The sequence below is a fragment of the Paenibacillus antri genome (genome assembly GCF_005765165.1).
Classification (GTDB): Bacteria; Bacillota; Bacilli; order Paenibacillales; family YIM-B00363; genus Paenibacillus_AE; species Paenibacillus_AE antri.
This window is the reverse complement of sequence record NZ_VCIW01000021.1, coordinates 1-18,539: the sequence shown is the minus strand read 5'-3', so window position 1 is coordinate 18,539 and position 18,539 is coordinate 1. Positions and strand designations below refer to the sequence as shown.

General features: G+C 59.8%; 16 protein-coding genes. 1 reads left to right on the top strand and 15 read right to left on the bottom strand.

Translation table 11 applies throughout. The annotated features are described in order from the left end of the window. Positions 1-149: 149 nt before the first annotated feature. From FE782_RS25030 to FE782_RS25005, 6 genes are all read right to left on the bottom strand, one after another. Entirely contained in the window at positions 150-1,910 is a 1,761-nt protein-coding gene (locus FE782_RS25030) for a hypothetical protein (RefSeq protein ID WP_138197101.1), read from the bottom strand. Beyond that, positions 1,907-3,205 (bottom strand): efflux RND transporter periplasmic adaptor subunit, encoded by a 1,299-nt coding sequence (locus FE782_RS25025; RefSeq protein ID WP_158299535.1) that lies wholly within the window; start codon positions 3,203-3,205, stop codon positions 1,907-1,909. The genes FE782_RS25030 and FE782_RS25025 overlap by 4 nt, the downstream gene beginning before the upstream one ends. 26 nt (positions 3,206-3,231) lie before the next feature. After that, entirely contained in the window at positions 3,232-3,915 is a 684-nt protein-coding gene (locus FE782_RS25020; RefSeq protein ID WP_138197099.1) for a CpsD/CapB family tyrosine-protein kinase, read from the bottom strand. Beyond that, positions 3,896-4,648: a YveK family protein gene (locus tag FE782_RS25015; RefSeq protein ID WP_138197098.1), complete on the bottom strand. Its 753-nt coding sequence runs from the start codon at positions 4,646-4,648 to the stop codon at positions 3,896-3,898. The genes FE782_RS25020 and FE782_RS25015 overlap by 20 nt, the downstream gene beginning before the upstream one ends. A gap of 100 nt (positions 4,649-4,748) precedes the next feature. Then, on the bottom strand, positions 4,749-5,144 hold the full coding sequence (locus FE782_RS25010) for a VanZ family protein (RefSeq protein ID WP_500690501.1): 396 nt from the start codon (positions 5,142-5,144) through the stop codon (positions 4,749-4,751). A gap of 47 nt (positions 5,145-5,191) precedes the next feature. Further along, complete coding sequence (locus tag FE782_RS25005) at positions 5,192-5,323, bottom strand: anti-repressor SinI family protein (RefSeq protein WP_338016918.1); 132 nt, start codon at positions 5,321-5,323, stop codon at positions 5,192-5,194. A gap of 321 nt (positions 5,324-5,644) precedes the next feature. On the opposite strand from FE782_RS25005, the gene FE782_RS25000 reads away from it, so the two are divergent. After that, positions 5,645-5,968 carry a helix-turn-helix domain-containing protein gene (locus FE782_RS25000; RefSeq protein WP_138197096.1) on the top strand — a complete coding sequence of 108 codons (324 nt, stop codon included), beginning with the start codon at positions 5,645-5,647 and terminating at the stop codon, positions 5,966-5,968. Between the two features lie 294 nt (positions 5,969-6,262). Here FE782_RS25000 and FE782_RS24995 read toward each other — a convergent pair whose 3' ends face one another. The 9 genes from FE782_RS24995 to FE782_RS24955 all read right to left on the bottom strand — a co-directional run bounded on the left by FE782_RS24995 (position 6,263) and on the right by FE782_RS24955 (position 18,278). After that, on the bottom strand, positions 6,263-7,924 hold the full coding sequence (locus FE782_RS24995) for a putative bifunctional diguanylate cyclase/phosphodiesterase (protein ID WP_138197095.1): 1,662 nt from the start codon (positions 7,922-7,924) through the stop codon (positions 6,263-6,265). Between the two features lie 23 nt (positions 7,925-7,947). Beyond that, a complete protein-coding gene (locus tag FE782_RS24990; protein ID WP_138197094.1) occupies positions 7,948-8,982 on the bottom strand; it encodes a protein-glutamate methylesterase/protein-glutamine glutaminase in 1,035 nt (344 codons plus the stop codon). A gap of 10 nt (positions 8,983-8,992) precedes the next feature. Further along, positions 8,993-9,802 (bottom strand): CheR family methyltransferase, encoded by an 810-nt coding sequence (locus FE782_RS24985; RefSeq protein ID WP_138197093.1) that lies wholly within the window; start codon positions 9,800-9,802, stop codon positions 8,993-8,995. Positions 9,803-9,811: 9 nt separating this feature from the next. Continuing rightward, positions 9,812-11,527 carry a methyl-accepting chemotaxis protein gene (locus FE782_RS24980; RefSeq protein WP_138197092.1) on the bottom strand — a complete coding sequence of 572 codons (1,716 nt, stop codon included), beginning with the start codon at positions 11,525-11,527 and terminating at the stop codon, positions 9,812-9,814. A gap of 89 nt (positions 11,528-11,616) precedes the next feature. Then, complete coding sequence (locus FE782_RS24975; RefSeq protein WP_138197091.1) at positions 11,617-13,332, bottom strand: methyl-accepting chemotaxis protein; 1,716 nt, start codon at positions 13,330-13,332, stop codon at positions 11,617-11,619. Positions 13,333-13,371: 39 nt separating this feature from the next. After that, the gene (locus FE782_RS24970) at positions 13,372-15,075 is read right to left on the bottom strand and encodes a methyl-accepting chemotaxis protein (RefSeq protein ID WP_138197090.1); all 1,704 of its coding nucleotides are present in this window, start codon (positions 15,073-15,075) and stop codon (positions 13,372-13,374) included. 34 nt (positions 15,076-15,109) lie between these two features. After that, positions 15,110-15,601, bottom strand: coding sequence for a chemotaxis protein CheW (locus FE782_RS24965; protein WP_138197089.1), 492 nt, complete (start codon positions 15,599-15,601; stop codon positions 15,110-15,112). A gap of 15 nt (positions 15,602-15,616) precedes the next feature. Beyond that, entirely contained in the window at positions 15,617-17,677 is a 2,061-nt protein-coding gene (locus FE782_RS24960; protein WP_138197088.1) for a chemotaxis protein CheA, read from the bottom strand. Positions 17,678-17,687: 10 nt separating this feature from the next. Continuing rightward, positions 17,688-18,278 (bottom strand): TetR/AcrR family transcriptional regulator, encoded by a 591-nt coding sequence (locus FE782_RS24955; RefSeq protein ID WP_138197087.1) that lies wholly within the window; start codon positions 18,276-18,278, stop codon positions 17,688-17,690. Positions 18,279-18,539 lie beyond the last annotated feature (261 nt).

Genomic DNA, 18,539 nt, shown 5'->3' with positions numbered 1-18,539 from the left:
ATGCCCCACGCCCGTCCAGCCTGTTTGCAAAACCCTGGAACAACCATACCCGCCAAAGCGAAAGCGAGTCTATTTATGCTTTATTATATATACTAAGAAGCCGGCGAAGACGCGCATCCGCGTCTTCGCCGGCCCTGAGCTCTTGCCGCTTACTTCAACGTCTTCGCCAAACGCGCCACTTCTCCCTCGGCCGTGTCGAACACCTCGTAGAGATTCACCGCAAGCGAAGTCATCCGCTGCTCGGTCTCCGCGCCTTCGAACCGGATCGTCTGTTCCCCGTCCACGATGCGCCCTTGCCCGGAGAGCGGCAGCGTCTGCGAATCGAGCACTCTGCCGGATCCGTCCACGAGCTCCGCTCTCATCCGCGTCGACGTTTTGTCGACGGCGGCGTCCGCTGCCCGCGAGAGGCCGACGTCCCACTCGAGCGCATAGGTGTACGTGAAATTCGTGCTTCCTCGGATCTCCGACCGGATCTTCCAACGGTCCACGGACATCGCGAACGGATACATGTCGATGACCGACGCTTCCGGCGGCGGCGTCAGGCTTGCGGACACCGCTGCGATCGGCACTTGGGACAGCTCCGATGCCTGGCCGTCGACGGTTCCGCCGAGCACATGCAGCACGACCTTCTCCGCTTGCTCAGAGGCGGGAATCGTGAAGGCGTAGTTCAGCACCATGCCGATGCCCGGCAGCAGCGACCGCCAGACGGTCGTCTGACGAACCCCCTCGTACCGGTCGCCGTTCGAGGCTTCCCACTCCAGTCCGAAATGCGGCATCAAGACGGCGCGGCTCCCTCGATTCGTCATTTGAATTTTGGCTACGGCCGTCTGGTAGCCGTCGCCGTCCTGCACGAACCGCTGCAGCTCCACCACCGCAAGCTCGATGTCGGGATTCGCGAGCGGATTCGATGCGTCGAGCGCGATCTTATTCTTAAGCTTATACGGTTGGACCCGGAGAGACGCGGCCGTGGCGCTCGCCGGCGTCTGAATTTGCAGCCGCCCGATCGTGTATGGTACGACTGTGCCGTCCGATCGAACGAACGATTCCGGAGTCGCGACCGTCAAGCCGCCCCACGGCTTCCGGTGGTCCGCCGGAAGCGCGTAATGAATATACCGCGTCTCCCCCGGCTCCAGCGAGAGCGTTCCCGCTTCCTTCCGCGTTCCCGTGTAGTAGCGATTGTCCGCTTTCCCGACCAAGACGAAGTCGGGGATCCACTGCTTCGCGGATCCGGGGTTCTCGACGAGCAGCCTCGCCAGCGTAACGGCGCCTTGCGGCGTCTCCCGATCGAGGAGCTGCACCGGCGTATACCGGAGCGAATCCGCGGCCGCCCCGAACTCGCCGGTTCCCGACAACGCGAACGGTTCGCCCCAAGCGAGCGTCTTCGACGTGTCGGAGAACGTCGTCGCATCTCCTCTCCATTCCATGGAGGATATGCCGACGGAAGCGACGACCGTCTCTGTCTTCGGGTACACGAACTCGTCTACGCTTAGCCATACGAGCTTCTCGAGCGAGAACGCGTCGTGCCGCTTCACGGTAATCATATAACTTAACTCGATCGTCTCCCGCGGCTGCACCGCGATCGCGTTCGCCGCGCTGGGCTGCAGCGCGTAGGAGATGCCCTCCTTCGTCGATACCCTGACTTGATAGTCGGGCACGACGACGACGCTCGCGCTCTGGTTAAACAACCGCACCACGACGCCGATCCGAGTCCCTTCTTGCGTGCGTTCGTTCAAGACGCTCTTGACGCCGGCCTTCAGCTCGCTCGTGATCGCATAAGGCGTAAGCGAAGCCGCGGCCGAGATAACCGCCGCCGTATCCGCGCCCGCCGTCATCGGAAGCGCGCTCCACAGCAAGACGGGCACGAGGACGGAGCAGGCCGCCAGCCGCTTCCACTGCCAATGCTTCCTCATGGCTGCACCGCCCCCGGCTCCCAAGCCGTCTCCTCTTCTACGCTAAACACTTGCTCCCGATCCTGCAGCCCCGCTTGACCCGTCACGACGAGCTTCTCCCCTTCCCGAACGCCGGACAACACTTCGTAGTAGTTTGCGTTCGAGCGGCCGAGCCGTACCTCCCGCTTCTCCACGACGTCCCCCTGCAGCACGAACACGTATTTCATCGCTCCGTCCTCTAAGACGCTATATTGCGGAATGCCGAGGGCGGTCTGATCGGCGTCTTCCGTCAGCTGCACCGACACCTTCATGCCGGGCTTCAGTCCCGAGCCGACGCCCGGCGCCTCTAAGCTGATCTCATAGGTTTTCGTCTCCGGATCCATGATGCTCGTAAGATAATGGATATTCGCGCGACTCTTCGTTTCCCCGCCCGGCAAGGCGTATTGGAGATCGCTCTTGCCCCGGACCAGATTGGCCGCCTCCTCGTTCAACTGCGCCGAGATGCGGAGCGGATCGACCCGGTCGATCGTACCGACGACCTCGCCGGCCTTGACGATCGTCCCCTCGATCAACGTCTGGGCCGTAATGATCCCGGCGATCGGCGAGACGACTTCCAGATGCGTAAGCGCCTCCTCGATGCGAAGCAGCGCCTGCTCCGCGTTCTTCGCTTCGGCCTCCAGCGAGGAGATCGCGTCCGCCGACGTCATCGACCGGAGCTTCTGCCTCGCCAGCTCCAGATCGATACGGGACGCTTCCACCTGGAGCTCGGCTTCGTCCAGTGCCGACTTCGTCGCCGCTCCGCCGTCGTAATCGTTCTTCGTCTTATTCCGCGCGCGAACGAGCCTCTCATACTCGAGCTCCATCTTCTTGATCTCGACGGACAGCTCCTTCCTGCCGTCGGCCAAGGCCTGCTTCCCCGCGGCGACGGCCGCAAGCGCTCGATCCAGCGCGGCGGCCGCTTCCGATCTAGCCTGCTCCGCGTCCGTGGAGCTCAGCTTCGCGAGCGGTTCGCCCGCCTTCACCGTCTCGCCCAGCCGCTTATACACTTGTTCCACCTTGCCCCCGATGTCGACGACGACGTCCATTCGGAGCGAGGAGTGGACGTCCCCGACGACGAAGACGGGCTCTTCGATGCGCCGCACGGCCACCGGCTCGACCTTCACCGTCTTCAGCGCGGGCGCTTCCGCCGCCGGTTCTTCCGACCGGAAAGCGTCCAGCAGCGAGCAACCGGTTAGCATCGACAGGCTGAGGACCCCGACCCCGACATGGCGCGCGCCGCGCCCGATGAACCTCCGTTGCTTCCTTCCAGATCTCACGAGGTACCCTTCTTCCTTCATTAGAATTAAGAGTAGTAAGGATATTTCTGAGCGTCCTTCCGATGCACCTTCGTCAGCGTCGCCCCTAAAATTCTGGCTTTCACCTGATTCAGTTCGTCCAGCGCCTTCTTCGCGGCGTCCCGCTTCACCTTGCCGCCCTCGACGACGAATAAGACGCCGTCGCACTTCGCCGCGACGATCTTCGCGTCGATCGCGCCGAGAACCGGAGGCGTATCGATAACGACGACGTCGTACCTTCGCTTGAGCTCCTGCAGGAGCGAGTCGAGCCGCTCGGATGCAAGCAGATCGGACGGATTCGGCACCGGCGTACCCGCCGCCATCACGGACATCCCCTCCAAAGGGGAATCGTGAACGACATCGAACAATACGGTATTCGGATCGGCCAGGTAATCCGTCAGTCCGGCTCGCCCGCCGCGTCCCGCCAAGACATGCAGACTAGGCTTGCGAATGTCGCCGTCGACGAGCAGGACGTTCTTTCCTCCCCTTGCATACGCCGCGGCCAATTGCAGCGCCGTCGTCGTCTTCCCTTCGCCCGGGGCGGCCGAAGTGACGGCGATCGTCGCGATGGAAACCGTCAGGCCGACGGCGGCGAAGTCGAGATTGATTTTCAGATTGCGGTACGCTTCGGAAAAAGGGGACGAGACATCGTCGTGCAGCGTAACCGTCGACTTAGGATTTAACCGCGGCATACGACCCCTCCCCGACGTTCTTGGCTTTCGATCGGCGACGCTTCTCCAGCTTCGGGATGGAGGACAGCGTCGGAATGCCCAGCGCTTCCCGAATGTCGTCCTCCGTCCGCAAGGTGTCGTCGAGGCTGTCGAGCAGAATGACGGCGCCGACCGACAGGATCAACGAAGCCATGAATCCGAGAACGATGTAAGTGTTTTGCTTCTCGTTGATCGGCTGCGGGTCGGATTCCATCTTCGCTTCCGTTAAGACGACCACGCTGTTCACCGGAGAGATGTGCGGAATTTCGGCTTGAAATACGTCGGTGATCGCGTTCACGATCGAGACCGCGCGCTCATGGGAGTAATCTACGATGGAGAAAATCATGACCTGCGTGTTGTTCAGGGCGGCGACGCGAACCGCGGACATCAAGTACTCGGAGCTCACGCCCAAATTCGGGTAGCGCTGCACGACCTTGTCCATAATGATCGGCGTCCGAATCACTTCTTTATAAGTGTCGATCAATCCGCTGTTCGCGCCGCCGCCGCCGATGTTCATCAGCTGCCGGCCGAACGGGTCCGCCTCGCTCGCGTCGTTCACGATCAGCTTGGTATGCGCCTCGTACAAGGGAACATAGTTTTGGTAGCTGTACCAAGCCGCAAGCGTCGTGAAGGACGCAACGCAAACGACAATAAGCCATAGGCGTCTTTTGATCATGGTAAAATAGACCCTTACGTCTATTTCGTCCGATCTCATATCATTTCCCTCCACTGTCGTTAGCCGTCTAAATAGTTCACTTTAACGAACCATTGATTACAGTTTAGTTCTCTATAGTGAACATGTCAACACGACGAGCCTATATTTTTGAAAATGCAGCGGAGCATTTCCTAAGCGCCTGTCCGAGTTTGGACCGTTGGGATCGGTACGATCTTCGAATCGCCCACCAGACGACCGCGACGCCGACGACGTCCTTCGCCAGATCGGTCAGCGTTGCCGAACGGAAGGGCACGAAATACTGATGCGCTTCGTCCAGCAACGCATAGAGCGCGGAGAGGAGCAGCGCGAACGCTTCCCCTCGTTTCGTCAGCGGGCCGAAGGTCAACGCCGCGACGACGAGAGCCGCGTATAGAATGCCGAATTGAAACAGATGCGCCGCTTCGAACAAGACCCCCAACGAAAGTAACGTATAACGCGAAAGATGCATGACGGATTCGGGTTGGAAATGGCCGGATTGAACCCATACGAGCCCCATATAGCCTAAGGGTAAAATGCGGAGTGCGTATTTTACGAGGGTTTTCTTCATTGCGCCTTACGCTGGACGGTTTCTTTCATAAGAAATTCGCGGATCTCCTCGATGGTCAAGCCCATGCGCTTCGCCGTCAAGATCAGTTCCAACCACTCTGCGTCCAGGCGTTTCATTGCTTCTTCCACGGAAAACCCAGCCTCCTAGAATAAACCCTAATAGTAGCAAATAGTGCAGTGTTCCTATCCGCCCAATATCAGCATTATACTCCTGATACAGTTTGTATTTTGTCAAAGTTTGTAGCCTAAAAAAAAAATTTTAGGCGGAATTTTGTCGAATAATTGGTAAAAAATGAAAAACAGGCAATTCTGTCTCTCTTTCCCCTTCCTCTCGCTCTTCGAAAAAAAGTTTGCAACATGAGTCGATATTCATTTTGTTCGTTTTAAGGAACTATGTTATAATAATCGTTATAATATAAAGAACAATTCCAACGCAAAGGACGACAAACCATGGACAGCATCGGGAACCGCATTAAAGCCATAAGAACACAAAAACGCCTCTCGCTCTCCGAGCTCGCGGAAGCGGCAGGCGTGGCGAAATCATATCTAAGCAACGTAGAACGGGATATTCAAAGCAACCCGTCGATTCAATTTATCGAGAAGATGGCCGCTACGCTGAAGGTCCCGATCAATTCGCTGCTGTTCGGGGAGCAAGAGGATGAGCCCTTGGACGCGGAATGGACGCAGCTCGTGCAAGAGGCTATGGCTTCCGGCGTAGACAAACAGCAATTCAAGGACTTCCTGGAGTACCAAAAGTGGAAGAAAAACCAGTAGGCTTCAGACCCGCATCGCTTTCCTGGGAATGGCAATCGCAGCAAATCCCGGCGGGATAAGACTTGTAGAACGCCGTCTTCATAACCGTCTGCATTTGTCGAACCGGCACAATCGATCTGCAACGAAAGCAATACATCTCCATAATTCGTCCCCTCCCGAGCATGCGGCAGCTATCAACTTGCACTTATATTATGTTACAAGTTGTATCATTGTCAATATGCAGAAAACGAAGAAAAGGCGCCGCCCCTGCCGGAAGCTTGCGCCGTTTCCTTCTTCGTCGCGTCTCGGACGCCGTTATCCTTGTCTCAAGTAGCGTTCTTTAAAGCTCGCCGCATCCACCGGAGGGCTAAGAATGTATCCTTGGATGCAATCGCAGCCGTACGACGACAGCATCTCGCGTTGCTCCGGCGTCTCTACGCCCTCCGCCACGATCGCGAGCCCCAGCTTATGCCCCAGATCGATGATCGCTTCGACCAGTACCGCATTCTTCGCGTCGTTCGTCATCGCCTGCACGAACGACTTGTCGATCTTCAGCGTGTCGAGCGGGAAGACGGATAAATAATTCAGCGAGGAAAATCCCGTCCCGAAGTCGTCGACCGAGACGGATACGCCGAGCTTCTTCAGCCGCTGCAGCGCGAGCGCGGATTCCTCCGGATGCAGCATGACGCTGCTCTCCGTCAACTCGAGCTCGAGCCGCTCCGGCGGCAGCTCCGTCTCCTCCAGCACGGCCGCGATCGTCGCGTCCAGGTCTTGCTGTTGGAACTGCTTCCCCGATAAGTTGACGCTGACGCTCATCGACCGGCAGCCTTCCCGCTGCCACTCGCGCGCCTTCGCGCAAGCGGTGCGAAGGACCCATGTCCCGATCTCGTGAATGAGTCCAAGCTCTTCCGCGACCGCGACGAACTCCGACGGCGGCACCCATCCGAGATCGGGCGAACGCCAGCGGATGAGCGCCTCCATTCCGTAAATCTCCAAGTCGCTAAGCCGCTGCTTCGGCTGGTAGTACACCTCGAATTCCTGCCGCTCGACCGCGCGGCGCAAGTAATTCGGCAGCAGCAGACGCCGCATCGCCGAAGCGTTCATCCGCTTCTCGAAGAACAGCATCTGGTTGCGCCCTTGCTCCTTCGCCGCGGCCATCGCCAGCTCGGCGTGCTTAAGCAGAATGTCCGCCTCCTTCGCGTCGTCCGGATAACAGCTGGCGCCCGCGCTGCAGGTGAACGACAGATCGTGCTGGTCGATCTTGATCGGCGTCGTGACCGCTTCGATCACCTTCCGCACCTTCGGCAGCAACGCGGGCTTCGACTCCGATTTCAGCACCAACGCGAACTCGTCCCCGCCGATGCGCCCGAGCAGCATCGAATGGTCGGTGCACGCCTCCAGCCGCTTCGCAATCTCCTTCAACACGCGATCCCCGAACGCATGTCCCAACGAGTCGTTAATCAGCTTGAAGTGATCGATGTCGATCAATAGCAGCAGCAGCGTTCTAGCTGGGATTCTGGACGCTTTGTCGACCTCGATCGACAGGCGGTACCCGAAGAACGCCCGGTTCGGCAGCGTGGTCAAGGTGTCGTAGCACTCCGAGATAAATACCTGATGCTCCAATTCCTTCTGCCTCGTGGAGTCGCGGAAGCAGCACAGCGAGCGATGCTCGCCGTTCTTGGAGGGCAGGCGGCGGATCGCGCATTCCGCCCAAAACCAGTCCTCGCCTCTTCGCAGCTTCAGCTCGCCGTGCCAACGCCCGGTCGCCCCGATGCTCTCCCTGATATCCTCATAGAGAGAGGCGGTGATTCGCTGATAGAGCAAGCGGGAGAACGGCTGTCCGACGACCTGCGCGCGGTCGTCTACGCCCAGCAGGGCCAATGCCTTGCCGCTGACCCCGTATATGGTTTCGCCCTCCATCAAGAGCGCGCTCCATTCATCGTCCAACGCAAGCAATACGGAATTGTCCGCGTACATCAGATTCAAGCCTCCGGTTCTTCTTACGAATTCCACACCCAATGCTTTACCGCGACGGGGATTTGCTGCAGCGACGTCTGTTTCTCGACCGCTCCGATCTCGAACGCGACCTTGGGCATGCCGTATACGACAGAGGTCGCCTCGTCCTGACCGACGGTTCGAGCGCCGCGGCCCCGCATCTGCAGCAGGCCCATCGCGCCGTCGCTGCCCATGCCGGTAAGCAGCACGCCTACCCCTTTGGGTCCGGCGACCGCCGCGACCGATTCGAACAACACGTCGACCGACGGGCAATGCCCGCTTACCTTCGGACCTTCGTACACTTCCACGTGCAGCCTCGAGCCGCGCTTTACGAGCTTCATCTGTTGATTGCCGGGCGCCAGCAGCGCCTTCCCGGGCGCCACGACGTCTCCGCTGACGGCTTCTTTCACGTCGAACGCCGTCACTCGATCGAGCCGTTCCGCATACGACTTCGTAAAGCCCGCCGGCATATGCTGGACGATAACGATACCCGGACTCTCGGGAGGCAGCCCCTTGAGCACGGAGAGAATCGCCTCCGTCCCGCCCGTCGACGCGCCGATCGCGATGACGTCGTAGGCTGTCGATGCCGCCCGCGGCTGTTCCCGAACGGCCGGCTGCTGCGCCGCCGGCGCGGCGGTCGGCCGGGCGAGCGTCGCCCGGGCGGCGACGCGAATCTTGCTCTGCAGCTCCCGCAGGAAGACGGGCGCCTCGACCCCGGTTCGGCTGCCCGGCTTCGCGATGAAGTCGACCGCGCCGCATTCCATCGCTTCGAAGACGTGGTCGGGCAGCGAGCTCATCACGACGACCGGCAGCGGGTACTGGGGCAGGAGCTTCTTCAGAAATACGATCCCGTTCATCTTCGGCATCTCGACGTCGAGCACCATGACGTCGGGCTCGTGCTCCAAGATGCGGTCGCGCGCCTCGTACGGGTCCGCGGCGGCGGCGACGACCTCGATCGACGGATGCTCTTCGAGCCCTCTGACGACCGCGTGTCGGAACAAAGCGGAGTCGTCTACGACGAGCACTTTGATTTTCGGCAACGCGTTCCCCTCACTTTCGATAAACCGCCGGCATGACGTATTCGAATTTCGTCTCGTCCCTCGGAATCGACTCCGAGTGACCGATAAACAAATAACCGCCCGGCGCAAGCGCGTCGTAAAATTTATGCAGCAGCTCGGCGCGCAGCTTGGCGTCGAAGTAAATCATCACGTTCCGGCAGAAGATCACGTGGAACGGACGCCGGAACGGGAACGGATGAATGAGATTGAGCGTTCGGAACAATACTTCGTTCTTCACTTTGGGAACGACGGCGAAGCTGTCGATCCCGGCGGACTGGAAGTACGCGCGCCGCCACCGCTCCGGCAGCTGCAGAACATCCTCCCGTTTGTACACGCCGCCCTTCGCATGCTCGATCGCCTTCGGCGAGATGTCGGTCGCCAGCAGCTTCGTATCCCACGACGCCTTGTTCGCGCCGAAGTAGTCCGCGAGCAGCATCGCCAGCGTGTACGGCTCCTGCCCGTAGGAGCAGCCTGCGCTCCATATCCGCAAGTCGCGGGAGGGGACCGTCCGCTCCAGGTACGGGAGCACCTGATCTCTCAGGAAGACGAAGTGCTCCGCTTCCCGGTTGAAGTACGTGTGATTCGTCGTCAGCCTCGCCGCCAGCTCCCGGAGGGCGACGCCGGTGCCGTCGCGCTCCAAGTATTCGACGTATTGGCCGAAGCTGCTCATCCGCCGCTGCTCCAAGGCGGGAAGCAGACGACTCTGAACGAGCGTCTTCTTCTCGGTTCCGAGATGAATGCCGAGATATTTCTTGATGTACCCGGCAAGATGCCGGTATTCCTGCTCCGTTAGCGTCGTCATAATCGACCCCTACTCGTATTTGCCGAAGTCGTCGTCGTCCAACCGAATGGTCGGCTTGCCGGACGCGGATGCCGCGGCGACCTCCGCGCGAGCGAACCGAGGCACGAACCGCGCGCGGTTCGTCGCGATCGTTCCCGCGTAAGACTCGAAGCCGCCGAAGCCCGACGTCGCGACGCGCTTCAAGCGGAACTTGCCGACCATCTCCTTCAGCTGCTCGGACTGGCCGGACAGCTCCTCGCTCGCCGCGGCGCACTCCTCGCTCGTCGCCGAGTTCGCTTGGATGACCTCCGACACCTGCGCGATGCCTTGGTTCGCTTGTGCGATGCCGACCGCCTGCTCGTTCGAAGCGGCGGCGATCGAGCCGACGATATTCGCCGCCTTGCCGACGCCGCCCACGATCTTCTCGAGCGCGGCCGCCGTGTCGTTCGCGATTCTCGTGCCGGCCTCGACCTTCTTGATCGAGCCTTCGATCAGCGCCGTCGTCTCCTTCGCCGCGTTCGCGCTGCGCGCCGCGAGGTTGCGCACTTCCTCGGCGACGACCGCGAAGCCCTTGCCGTGCTGGCCCGCCCGCGCCGCCTCGACCGCCGCGTTCAGCGCGAGGATGTTCGTCTGGAACGCGATTTCGTCGATCACCTTGATAATCTTGGAGATGCTGCCCGACGAATCGTTGATTTGCTCCATCGCCGACAGCATCTCTTTCATCCGGCCGTTGCCCTGCTCCGCATCCCGGCTCGCCGATATCGCCAATGCGTTCGCCTGCTCGGCATGCGCGGCATTCTGCTTCGTCTGCGACGCGATTTGCTCCATCGACGCCGTCAGCTGCTGAATCGAAGACGCCTGCTCCGTCGACCCTTGCGACAGCGTCTGGCTCGCTTCCGACACTTGACGGGAGCCCGAAGCGACCTGCTCCGACGCGTTCGCGATGCCGAGCAGCACCTCGTTCATGCTGCCCGTCATGTCGGCGAACGCTTGCGCCAGCGTACCGACCTCGTCCTTCGTCCGGATATCGATGTTCACGTTCATGTCCCCGTCGGCCACCTTCCGCGACGCCTCGACGAGCGTCTGGATCGGACGCACGATGAAACCCGAAATCCAGGAACCCAGAACCACGGCAAGCAGCATGGCAATCGCGATAAGAGCGATCATGACGATGGACGTTCGGTTCGCCACGACCGTATTTTCGTCTACCTTGAGTTTGGCTTGACGCTCCAATTCGCTCATTAACCCTAACGCCGCATCCGAAGTCGTCGATGCCTGCTCCGACAGCTTCCCGTATTGGAGCTCCATCGCTTTCATCTTTTCCCCGGCCAACGCCAGGCGAACGACTTCTTGGTTTCCGGAGTGAAAGGCGGCGAACGCCGTATCGAGGGTTTCATACCGTGCGCGCCCTTCCTCGGTTGAGCTCGTAGACTTCAACCGCTCCATTAACGACTCCATCTCGCCGTGAAGCTCCAGGATGCGATTCGCCCGCTGTTGCCGGTAGTCCGGATCTTCGGAGAGCAGCACGTCTCTGGCGGCTACGCGCATGCTGTTGAACAGCTCCATCCAGCTGCCGAGAGCCGCGATCGGCACCGTATTTTCCACATATAATTCCGTGTCGCGGTCATCGATCGATTGGAAATTCACGATCGCGAAGATGCCGATCATGGCGGCGATGCACGCAACGATCGCGTACCCGAAGACGAGCTTGAGACGAAGCCTAAGATTCAACAACCAATGTTTCAAGAGGGTGCCCTCCTAACGATTTATATAGCGTCCTTAAGCTCGAAAGCGGACGTAACGCCCGTTGCACCGTCCCCGAACGACAGCCCGACTCACTCGTATTTGCCGAAATCGTCGTCGTCCAATCGGATTCTCGGTTTGCCGGACGCGGGCGCGGATGCCGCGGCAACCTCCGCCCGGGCGAACGCCGGCGCGAGCCGGGCCCGATTCGAATCGAGTCCCGCGTATGCTTCGTAGCCGCCGAAGACCGTCGAGGACGCATTCCGCTTCAATCGGAACTTGCCCACCATCTCCTTCAGCTGTTCGGACTGCCCGGACAGCTCCTCGCTCGCCGCGGCGCACTCCTCGCTCGTCGCCGAGTTCGCCTGAATAACCTCCGACACCTGCGCGATGCCCTGGTTCGCCTGCATGATGCCCGCGGCCTGCTCGTTCGAGGCGCTCGCGATCGAACCGACGAGGTCGGCCGCCTTGCCGACGCCGCCCACGATCTTCTCGAGCGCGGCCGCCGTGTCGTTCGCGATTCTCGTGCCGGCCTCGACCTTCTTGATCGAGCCTTCGATCAGCACCGTCGTCTCCTTCGCCGCGTTCGCGCTGCGCGCCGCGAGGTTGCGCACTTCCTCGGCGACGACCGCGAAGCCTTTGCCGTGCTGCCCCGCCCGCGCCGCCTCGACCGCCGCGTTCAGCGCGAGGATGTTCGTCTGGAACGCGATTTCGTCGATGACCTTGATGATCTTCGAGATGTTGCCCGACGATTCGTTGATTTGCTCCATCGCCGCCAGCATCTCTTTCATCTGGCTGTTGCCCTGCTCCGCGTCCGCGCTCGCCGACACCGCCAGCATATTCGCCTGTTCCGCGTTCGCCGCGTTCTGCTTCGTCTGCGACGCGATCTGCTCCATCGACGCCGTCAGCTGCTGAATCGAGGACGCCTGCTCCGTCGAGCCCTGCGACAGCTCTTGGCTCGCTTCCGACACTTGACGGGAGCCCGAAGCGACTTGCTCCGACGCGTTCGAGATATTATGCAGCACCTCGTTCATGCTGTCCGTCATCGCGGCGAACGCCTGCGCCAGCGTGCCGATTTCGTCCTTCGTCCGGATGCCGATATCGACGTTCATATCCCCGTCGGCCACCTTCCGCGACGCGTCGACGAGCGTCTGGATCGGACGGCTGATCATACGCGAGATGACGACGCCGAGCACCATGGCCGCGATGGCGCCCACAATGCTGAGCACGATCATAACGGCGATCAACTGCTGGGAGGACGCCTTGTTCGACGCCAAATCTTGCTCGGCCATCTTCATATTCAGCTGCATAATGCCCCGGCCGACCTCGTTCACGACGGTATTCAAGTCATTGCCTTCCTTGTACAGCTGAATCGCTCGCGCCTTATCGCCGTCCACGGCGGCCTGAATCGTATTTTCCAAATGTTTAAAGTAGGTATTGAACGTTTCGACAAGCTTGTTGTACTGTGCGCGTTCTTCTTCGGAGGCGATGCCTGTGGCGTATTGGGCCAACGAACCGTCCATCTGCTGCTTCAGCTCGTCGAACCGCGCCTTCCGACTCGCGAGATATTCCGGGTCGTCTTGAATGAGCGCGTCGCGCAGCACGACCTTCATGCTGGCGTATTGCTCCAGCCAGTTCCCGATTCCTGCGATCGGCTTCGTATTATACTCGTAGGCGTCCGACAGCTTACCGGTCACGTTCGCCAAGCTGAGGGAGCCGATCGCGCCGATCGCGCCCGCCAAGACCGCGATGAGACCGAACGACGATAGTAACTTTCTGCTGATGCGTAGGTTCCGAAACCAATCCATGGATATGAACGCCCCTCATAGGTTTTTAATTTCAATGGATTACTCGTATTTCCCGAAGTCGTCGTCCAATCGGACCCTCTTCTTGCCGGATGCCGCGGCCACCTCCGACCGAGCGTACGCCGACGCGAACCTCGCGCGGTTCGAATCGAGTCCCGCGTAAGATTCGTAGCCGGCGAAGCCCGACGAAAGCGCGTTCCGCTTCAACCGGAACTTGCCGACCATCTCCTTCAGCTGCTCGGACTGGCCGGACAGCTCCTCGCTCGCCGCGGCGCACTCCTCGCTGGTCGCCGAGTTCGCCTGAACGACGTCCGACACCTGCGCGATGCCCTGGTTCGCCTGCATGATGCCCGCGGCTTGCTCGTTCGAGGCGCTTGCGATCGAACCGACGAGCTGCGCCGCCTTGCCGACGCCGCCCACGATCTTCTCGAGCGCGGCCGCCGTGTCGTTCGCGATCTTCGTGCCGGCCTCGACCTTCTTGATCGAGCCTTCGATCAGCGCCGTCGTCTCCTTCGCTGCGTTCGCGCTGCGCGCCGCGAGGTTGCGCACTTCCTCGGCGACGACCGCGAAGCCCTTGCCGTGCTGCCCTGCCCGAGCCGCCTCGACCGCCGCGTTCAGCGCGAGGATGTTCGTCTGGAACGCGATTTCGTCGATCACCTTGATAATCTTGGAGATGTTGCCCGACGATTCGTTGATTTGCTCCATCGCCGCCAGCATCTCTTTCATCCGGCCGTTGCCCTGCTCCGCGTCCGCGCTCGCCGACAGCGCCAAGCGGTTCGCTTCCTCGGCATTCGCGGCGTTCTGCTTCGTCTGCGAGGCGATTTGTTCCATCGACGTCGTCAGCTGCTGAATCGAGGACGCCTGCTCCGTCGAGCCCTGCGACAGCTCTTGACTCGCCTCCGACACTTGACGGGAGCCCGAAGCGACCTGCTCCGACGCGTTCGCGATGTTATGCAGCACCTCGTTCATGCTGTCCGTCATCGCACCGAACGCCTGCGCCAGCGTGCCGATCTCGTCCTTCGTCCGAATGTCGATGTTCACGTTCAGGTCTCCGTCGGCTACCTTCCGCGACGCCTCGACGAGCGTCTGTACCGGACGGGCGATCATGCGGGCGATCAACATGCCCAGCGCGATGGCTAAGGCCATGGCCGCGGCGATGAAGACGAGCATGACCCTCGTCGACCGATCGCTTAAAGCCGTATTCGAGTCCGCCTTCTCGTCCGCCTGCTCCGACACGAGCGCCATGAGGTCTTCCGACGCATCCGTTACGATCGAAGTCAGCTCGACCATGTCGTACAACTGCCTCATGCCTTGTTCTTCCTGACCGGTCAGGCCCATGCGCACGACTTCCATTGTACCCTCGTAATAGGGACCGAAGGCTCTTTCGAGCGTGTCGTATACCTCGCGAACCTCGTCGTCGTGAACGGACGAAGCGAAGTCCGCCAGCAACGGTTCCATTGCCTTGAAGAGCTCGGCGGTCCGGTCCGCCCGCTCCTGCTTATATTCCGGCTCGTCGGAGAGGAGCACGTCCCTCGCCGAAACCCTCGTATTCTGATATAACCCGGACCATTGACCCAATACCGCGAGCGGCCGAGTGTCCACCTCGTACATCTCTTGACCCTTGTCGCTGATCGCGTTCATGTTCAAGATCCCGAATACTCCGACAACGGCAGCGATACATGCGACGACAACGAAAGCGGAAATCAGCTTGATCCGAAGATTCAGGTCCAATAACCATTGCCTCATGGCAAGAAACGCCTCCTTGCTTATCATAGATCTCTCATGAATTCGGCTTGATCTGCTGCAGCTCGTCGTCGCCGATCAGCTTCGAGCAGTCGAGCAGCAGCTTCACGCTGCCGTTCACCTTGCCGATGCCGCGGATGTACCGTTGGCTCGTCTGATTCATGTTCGGCGGGTCGACGATGTCGCCGTCCGCGATGTTCAGCACTTCCGCGACGCTGTCGACGATCAGCCCGATGGTGACGTCCTCGAAGTGAATGACGATGATGCATGTCCGGTCGTTGTACTCCCGAACCGGCTTCTGGAACCGAAGCCGCACGTCCATGACGGGAATGATCGTGCCTCGGAGGTTAATGATCCCTTTCATATATACAGGCACTTCCGGCACGACCGTGATCGGCTGCAGATTGATGATTTCCGTTACGTATTTGATCTCGATGCCGTACTCTTCCGTCCCCAAGACGAAGGTCAGGAACTTCCCCTTCTGGGTATCCTCTTCCATAAACGCTTGATCCAATATGATGTCCGACATGTCGTCGTCTCCTCTCTAGGCTGCCGGCTGCAGCAATCCGGATATGTCCAAAATCAAGCTGATGCTCCCGTCGCCGAGCAGGGTGCACCCCGAAACGCCGTTGATCTTCTTTAAGATCGGCGGCAGCGACTTCACGACGACCTGCTGCTTGCCGAGCAGCTCGTCGGCGAAAATACAGACCGCTTCGTCTTCGTACTCCACCATGAGCATGACGCCCCGATCGAGCGCCGTCACCTCGGTGCGAAGCGCATACCGTTCGTACAAGCGAAGCACCTTATGGCATCGGCCGCGAATAAGCAGCATCTCGTTGCCGTCCGGATCGCGAATAATTTCTTCGTCGTTCACCCGGAACGATTCCCGGATCGAGCCGGTCGGCACCGTAAACCGGGAGTCGCCGACCTTGATCGTCATGCCGTCGATGATGGCGAGCGTCAGCGGTATTTTCACGACGACCGAGGTTCCCTTGCCGAGAACGCTCTCGACGTGAATCGTGCCGCCGAGCGCTTGAATGTTCTTGTTCGCGACGTCCATCCCGACCCCCCGGCCGGAATATTCGGTGACCGCCTCCTTGGTCGAGAAGCCCGGCAGGAAAATCATGGAGTAGATTTCCCGTTCGCTGTATTCCTCTTCGGCCTTATGAAGCAAGCCGTTCGACTTCGCCTTCGCCAAAATCTTGTTTTTGTCGAGCCCCCGGCCGTCGTCGCGAATCGTAATCCACACTTCGCCGCCGGCGTTCCTCGCTTCGAGCCAGACCGCGCCTTGCGCCGGCTTCCCCGCCGCCGCTCGTTCTTCCGCCGCCTCCACGCCGTGGTCGACGCAGTTGCGGATCATGTGCATGAGCGGGTCGGACAGATGCTCGATGATGCTCTTGTCGACCTCGGTTTCCTGGCCTGCAATATGTAAGGCTACATCCTTGTTCAGCTTCTTCGACATGTCGCGCACGATGCGATTCATCTTCTGGAACGTCGCCGACAGCGGCACCATCCGAATCGACATCACGACGTCCTGCAGCTCTCCGGTAATTTTCTTCAGCTGTCTGGCCGCCTTCAAGAACTGGTCCAGCTGCAGCCCCCGCAGCTCCGGATGCTCCGTCACCATCGCCTCGGAGATCACGAGCTCGCCGACCAAATCCATCAGCTTGTCCATCTTCTCGACGTTGACGCTAAGGAAGTGGCTCTGCGTGCTCTGGATCGACTCCTGCGCCGCTTGCATGGCGGACGTCGGCGCCGGCGTCTTGCTATCCGCGGACGGCCTTGCATCCTGTTCCGGAACCGCCTCGACGGTCTCCGACGCGGCGGCGACCGTCGTCAGATCGACCTTGCTGATATAGCTGGAGCCTGCGAAAAACTCGATCAGCTCGTCGTATCCCTGCGGAGAAGAGAATGCGATGCGGAACCCGTCCCGGCGAATCCGTTCGGAGCTGCCTTCGTGGTTCGTCATGATATCCTCGGGCTCGTAGCCGAATATGTCCGCGTTATCCTTCAAGTTATGGACGACCGTGAAGCAGCGGATATTTTCCATGCCGCAGTCCTCGTCGAACCGGAGAACCGCCTCGTACGCCGTCGTTCCCGGCTCCGCGCGGTCCGATCGAGCCAGCTTCGCTTGCGGTTGCCGCTCGACGGTTTCGCGAAGCGCGTTCGACGGCGCGGTCTTGCCGCCGACGCCCTGTTCTTTCAAATTATGTATGTATGCCCTTACATCCGCGACGAGCTCCGAGAAGTGATCCTTCGTCTCTTCCCCGCGGTCGATCTTCCGCAGCTCGCTCTTCATCGCGTCGGACACCGACAGAACGAGATCGGTCAACGACGTCGGGTCGTCGATCGCCGACGGATGCTCCCGCAAGTAATGAAACAGATCCTCCGCGTAATGGGTCAGCTCCGAAATATGGTTGTACATCATCATGGCCGAGGAACCCTTAATCGTGTGCATGACGCGGAAAATTTGATTAATCTGCTCGAGCGTCATCGCGCCGCAGCGTTCGACGTCGAGGATCGTCTGCTCGAGTTGCTCGATCAGTTGATTGGATTCGTACAGGAACATCTCGAACATCGGCTCGCGTTTGCCATGTTCCATCATCGGTATCGGTTCACCCCGTCTTTTCTGTTGCGAGTCGCAGCAGCATTCCAATGGCCGCCGCGGTTTGCTCTTGTAAGGAGAAGGCGCGGCCGCAGCCTCTCCATTCATACACTTGAGAGAAGAAAGCGCTCCAGAGGATGGAGCTGAACAGGCCCGGATCTACGTCCCGGCTCAACGCCCCGTCTTCCTGCGCTTGGCGCAGCAAATCTTCCACCGCCGTCTTCCGGAACAAATAAATGCCGGCGGTCGTCTCCGCCATGGCAGCGTCGTACTGCATCGAATCGAACGCGTTCATAATGGAGGAGATCGCCGGGTATTCTTCGTAATAGGCCGCCATCCGCTCCAGGAGCGAGACGATCGATTCGAGCGGGCTCAGCTGGAGATCGTTAATGGATTCCACGAAGTTGTGGTCGAACTTCGCGTAATACGCGACGACGGCGGCGACGATTTCGTCCCGGTTTTTGAAGTGGCGGTAAATCGCCGCTTCCGAGATGCCTTCCCGCTTCGCGATTTCCCGGGTCGTCAGTCCTTGAAATCCCATCTCGTGTACGATGTCGATCGCCTTCAGCGTTATGCTTTCTTTGCGAGGCGAACCTTCCATTCCCCCACCTCCGGAACCTATGTAAGTAAGCGATCACTAACCTGACATAAGAATATATCCCTAGGTCGAAAGTCGTCAATTTATGTTGACGCGCGTCAAATTTCGTCGAACGCTGTCGATAATAGACGCGTGCGAAATGAATGCAAAAAAGCCGCCCCGGTCATAGTGAACTGTGACCCGTAAGATGGACACTTTGAAAAAAGTGACCCTCTTACGGGTCATTTGTGTTTTAATCAGACTACACGAGGATGCGGGGCTGAC

What these genes read in the sequence shown, in the direction of transcription:
- FE782_RS25000 (WP_138197096.1), top strand. Translation starts at nt 5,645, where the DNA reads ATGGACAGCATCGGGAACCGCATTAAAGCCATAAGAACACAAAAACGC.
- FE782_RS25020 (WP_138197099.1), bottom strand. Translation starts at nt 3,915, where the DNA reads ATGCCGCGGTTAAATCCTAAGTCGACGGTTACGCTGCACGACGATGTC.
- FE782_RS24975 (WP_138197091.1), bottom strand. Translation starts at nt 13,332, where the DNA reads ATGGATTGGTTTCGGAACCTACGCATCAGCAGAAAGTTACTATCGTCG.
- FE782_RS25015 (WP_138197098.1), bottom strand. Translation starts at nt 4,648, where the DNA reads ATGAGATCGGACGAAATAGACGTAAGGGTCTATTTTACCATGATCAAA.
- FE782_RS24960 (WP_138197088.1), bottom strand. Translation starts at nt 17,677, where the DNA reads ATGATGGAACATGGCAAACGCGAGCCGATGTTCGAGATGTTCCTGTAC.
- FE782_RS24995 (WP_138197095.1), bottom strand. Translation starts at nt 7,924, where the DNA reads ATGTACGCGGACAATTCCGTATTGCTTGCGTTGGACGATGAATGGAGC.
- FE782_RS25010 (WP_500690501.1), bottom strand. Translation starts at nt 5,144, where the DNA reads ATGGGGCTCGTATGGGTTCAATCCGGCCATTTCCAACCCGAATCCGTC.
- FE782_RS24965 (WP_138197089.1), bottom strand. Translation starts at nt 15,601, where the DNA reads ATGTCGGACATCATATTGGATCAAGCGTTTATGGAAGAGGATACCCAG.
- FE782_RS24985 (WP_138197093.1), bottom strand. Translation starts at nt 9,802, where the DNA reads ATGACGACGCTAACGGAGCAGGAATACCGGCATCTTGCCGGGTACATC.
- FE782_RS24955 (WP_138197087.1), bottom strand. Translation starts at nt 18,278, where the DNA reads ATGGAAGGTTCGCCTCGCAAAGAAAGCATAACGCTGAAGGCGATCGAC.
- FE782_RS25030 (WP_138197101.1), bottom strand. Translation starts at nt 1,910, where the DNA reads ATGAGGAAGCATTGGCAGTGGAAGCGGCTGGCGGCCTGCTCCGTCCTC.
- FE782_RS24970 (WP_138197090.1), bottom strand. Translation starts at nt 15,075, where the DNA reads ATGAGGCAATGGTTATTGGACCTGAATCTTCGGATCAAGCTGATTTCC.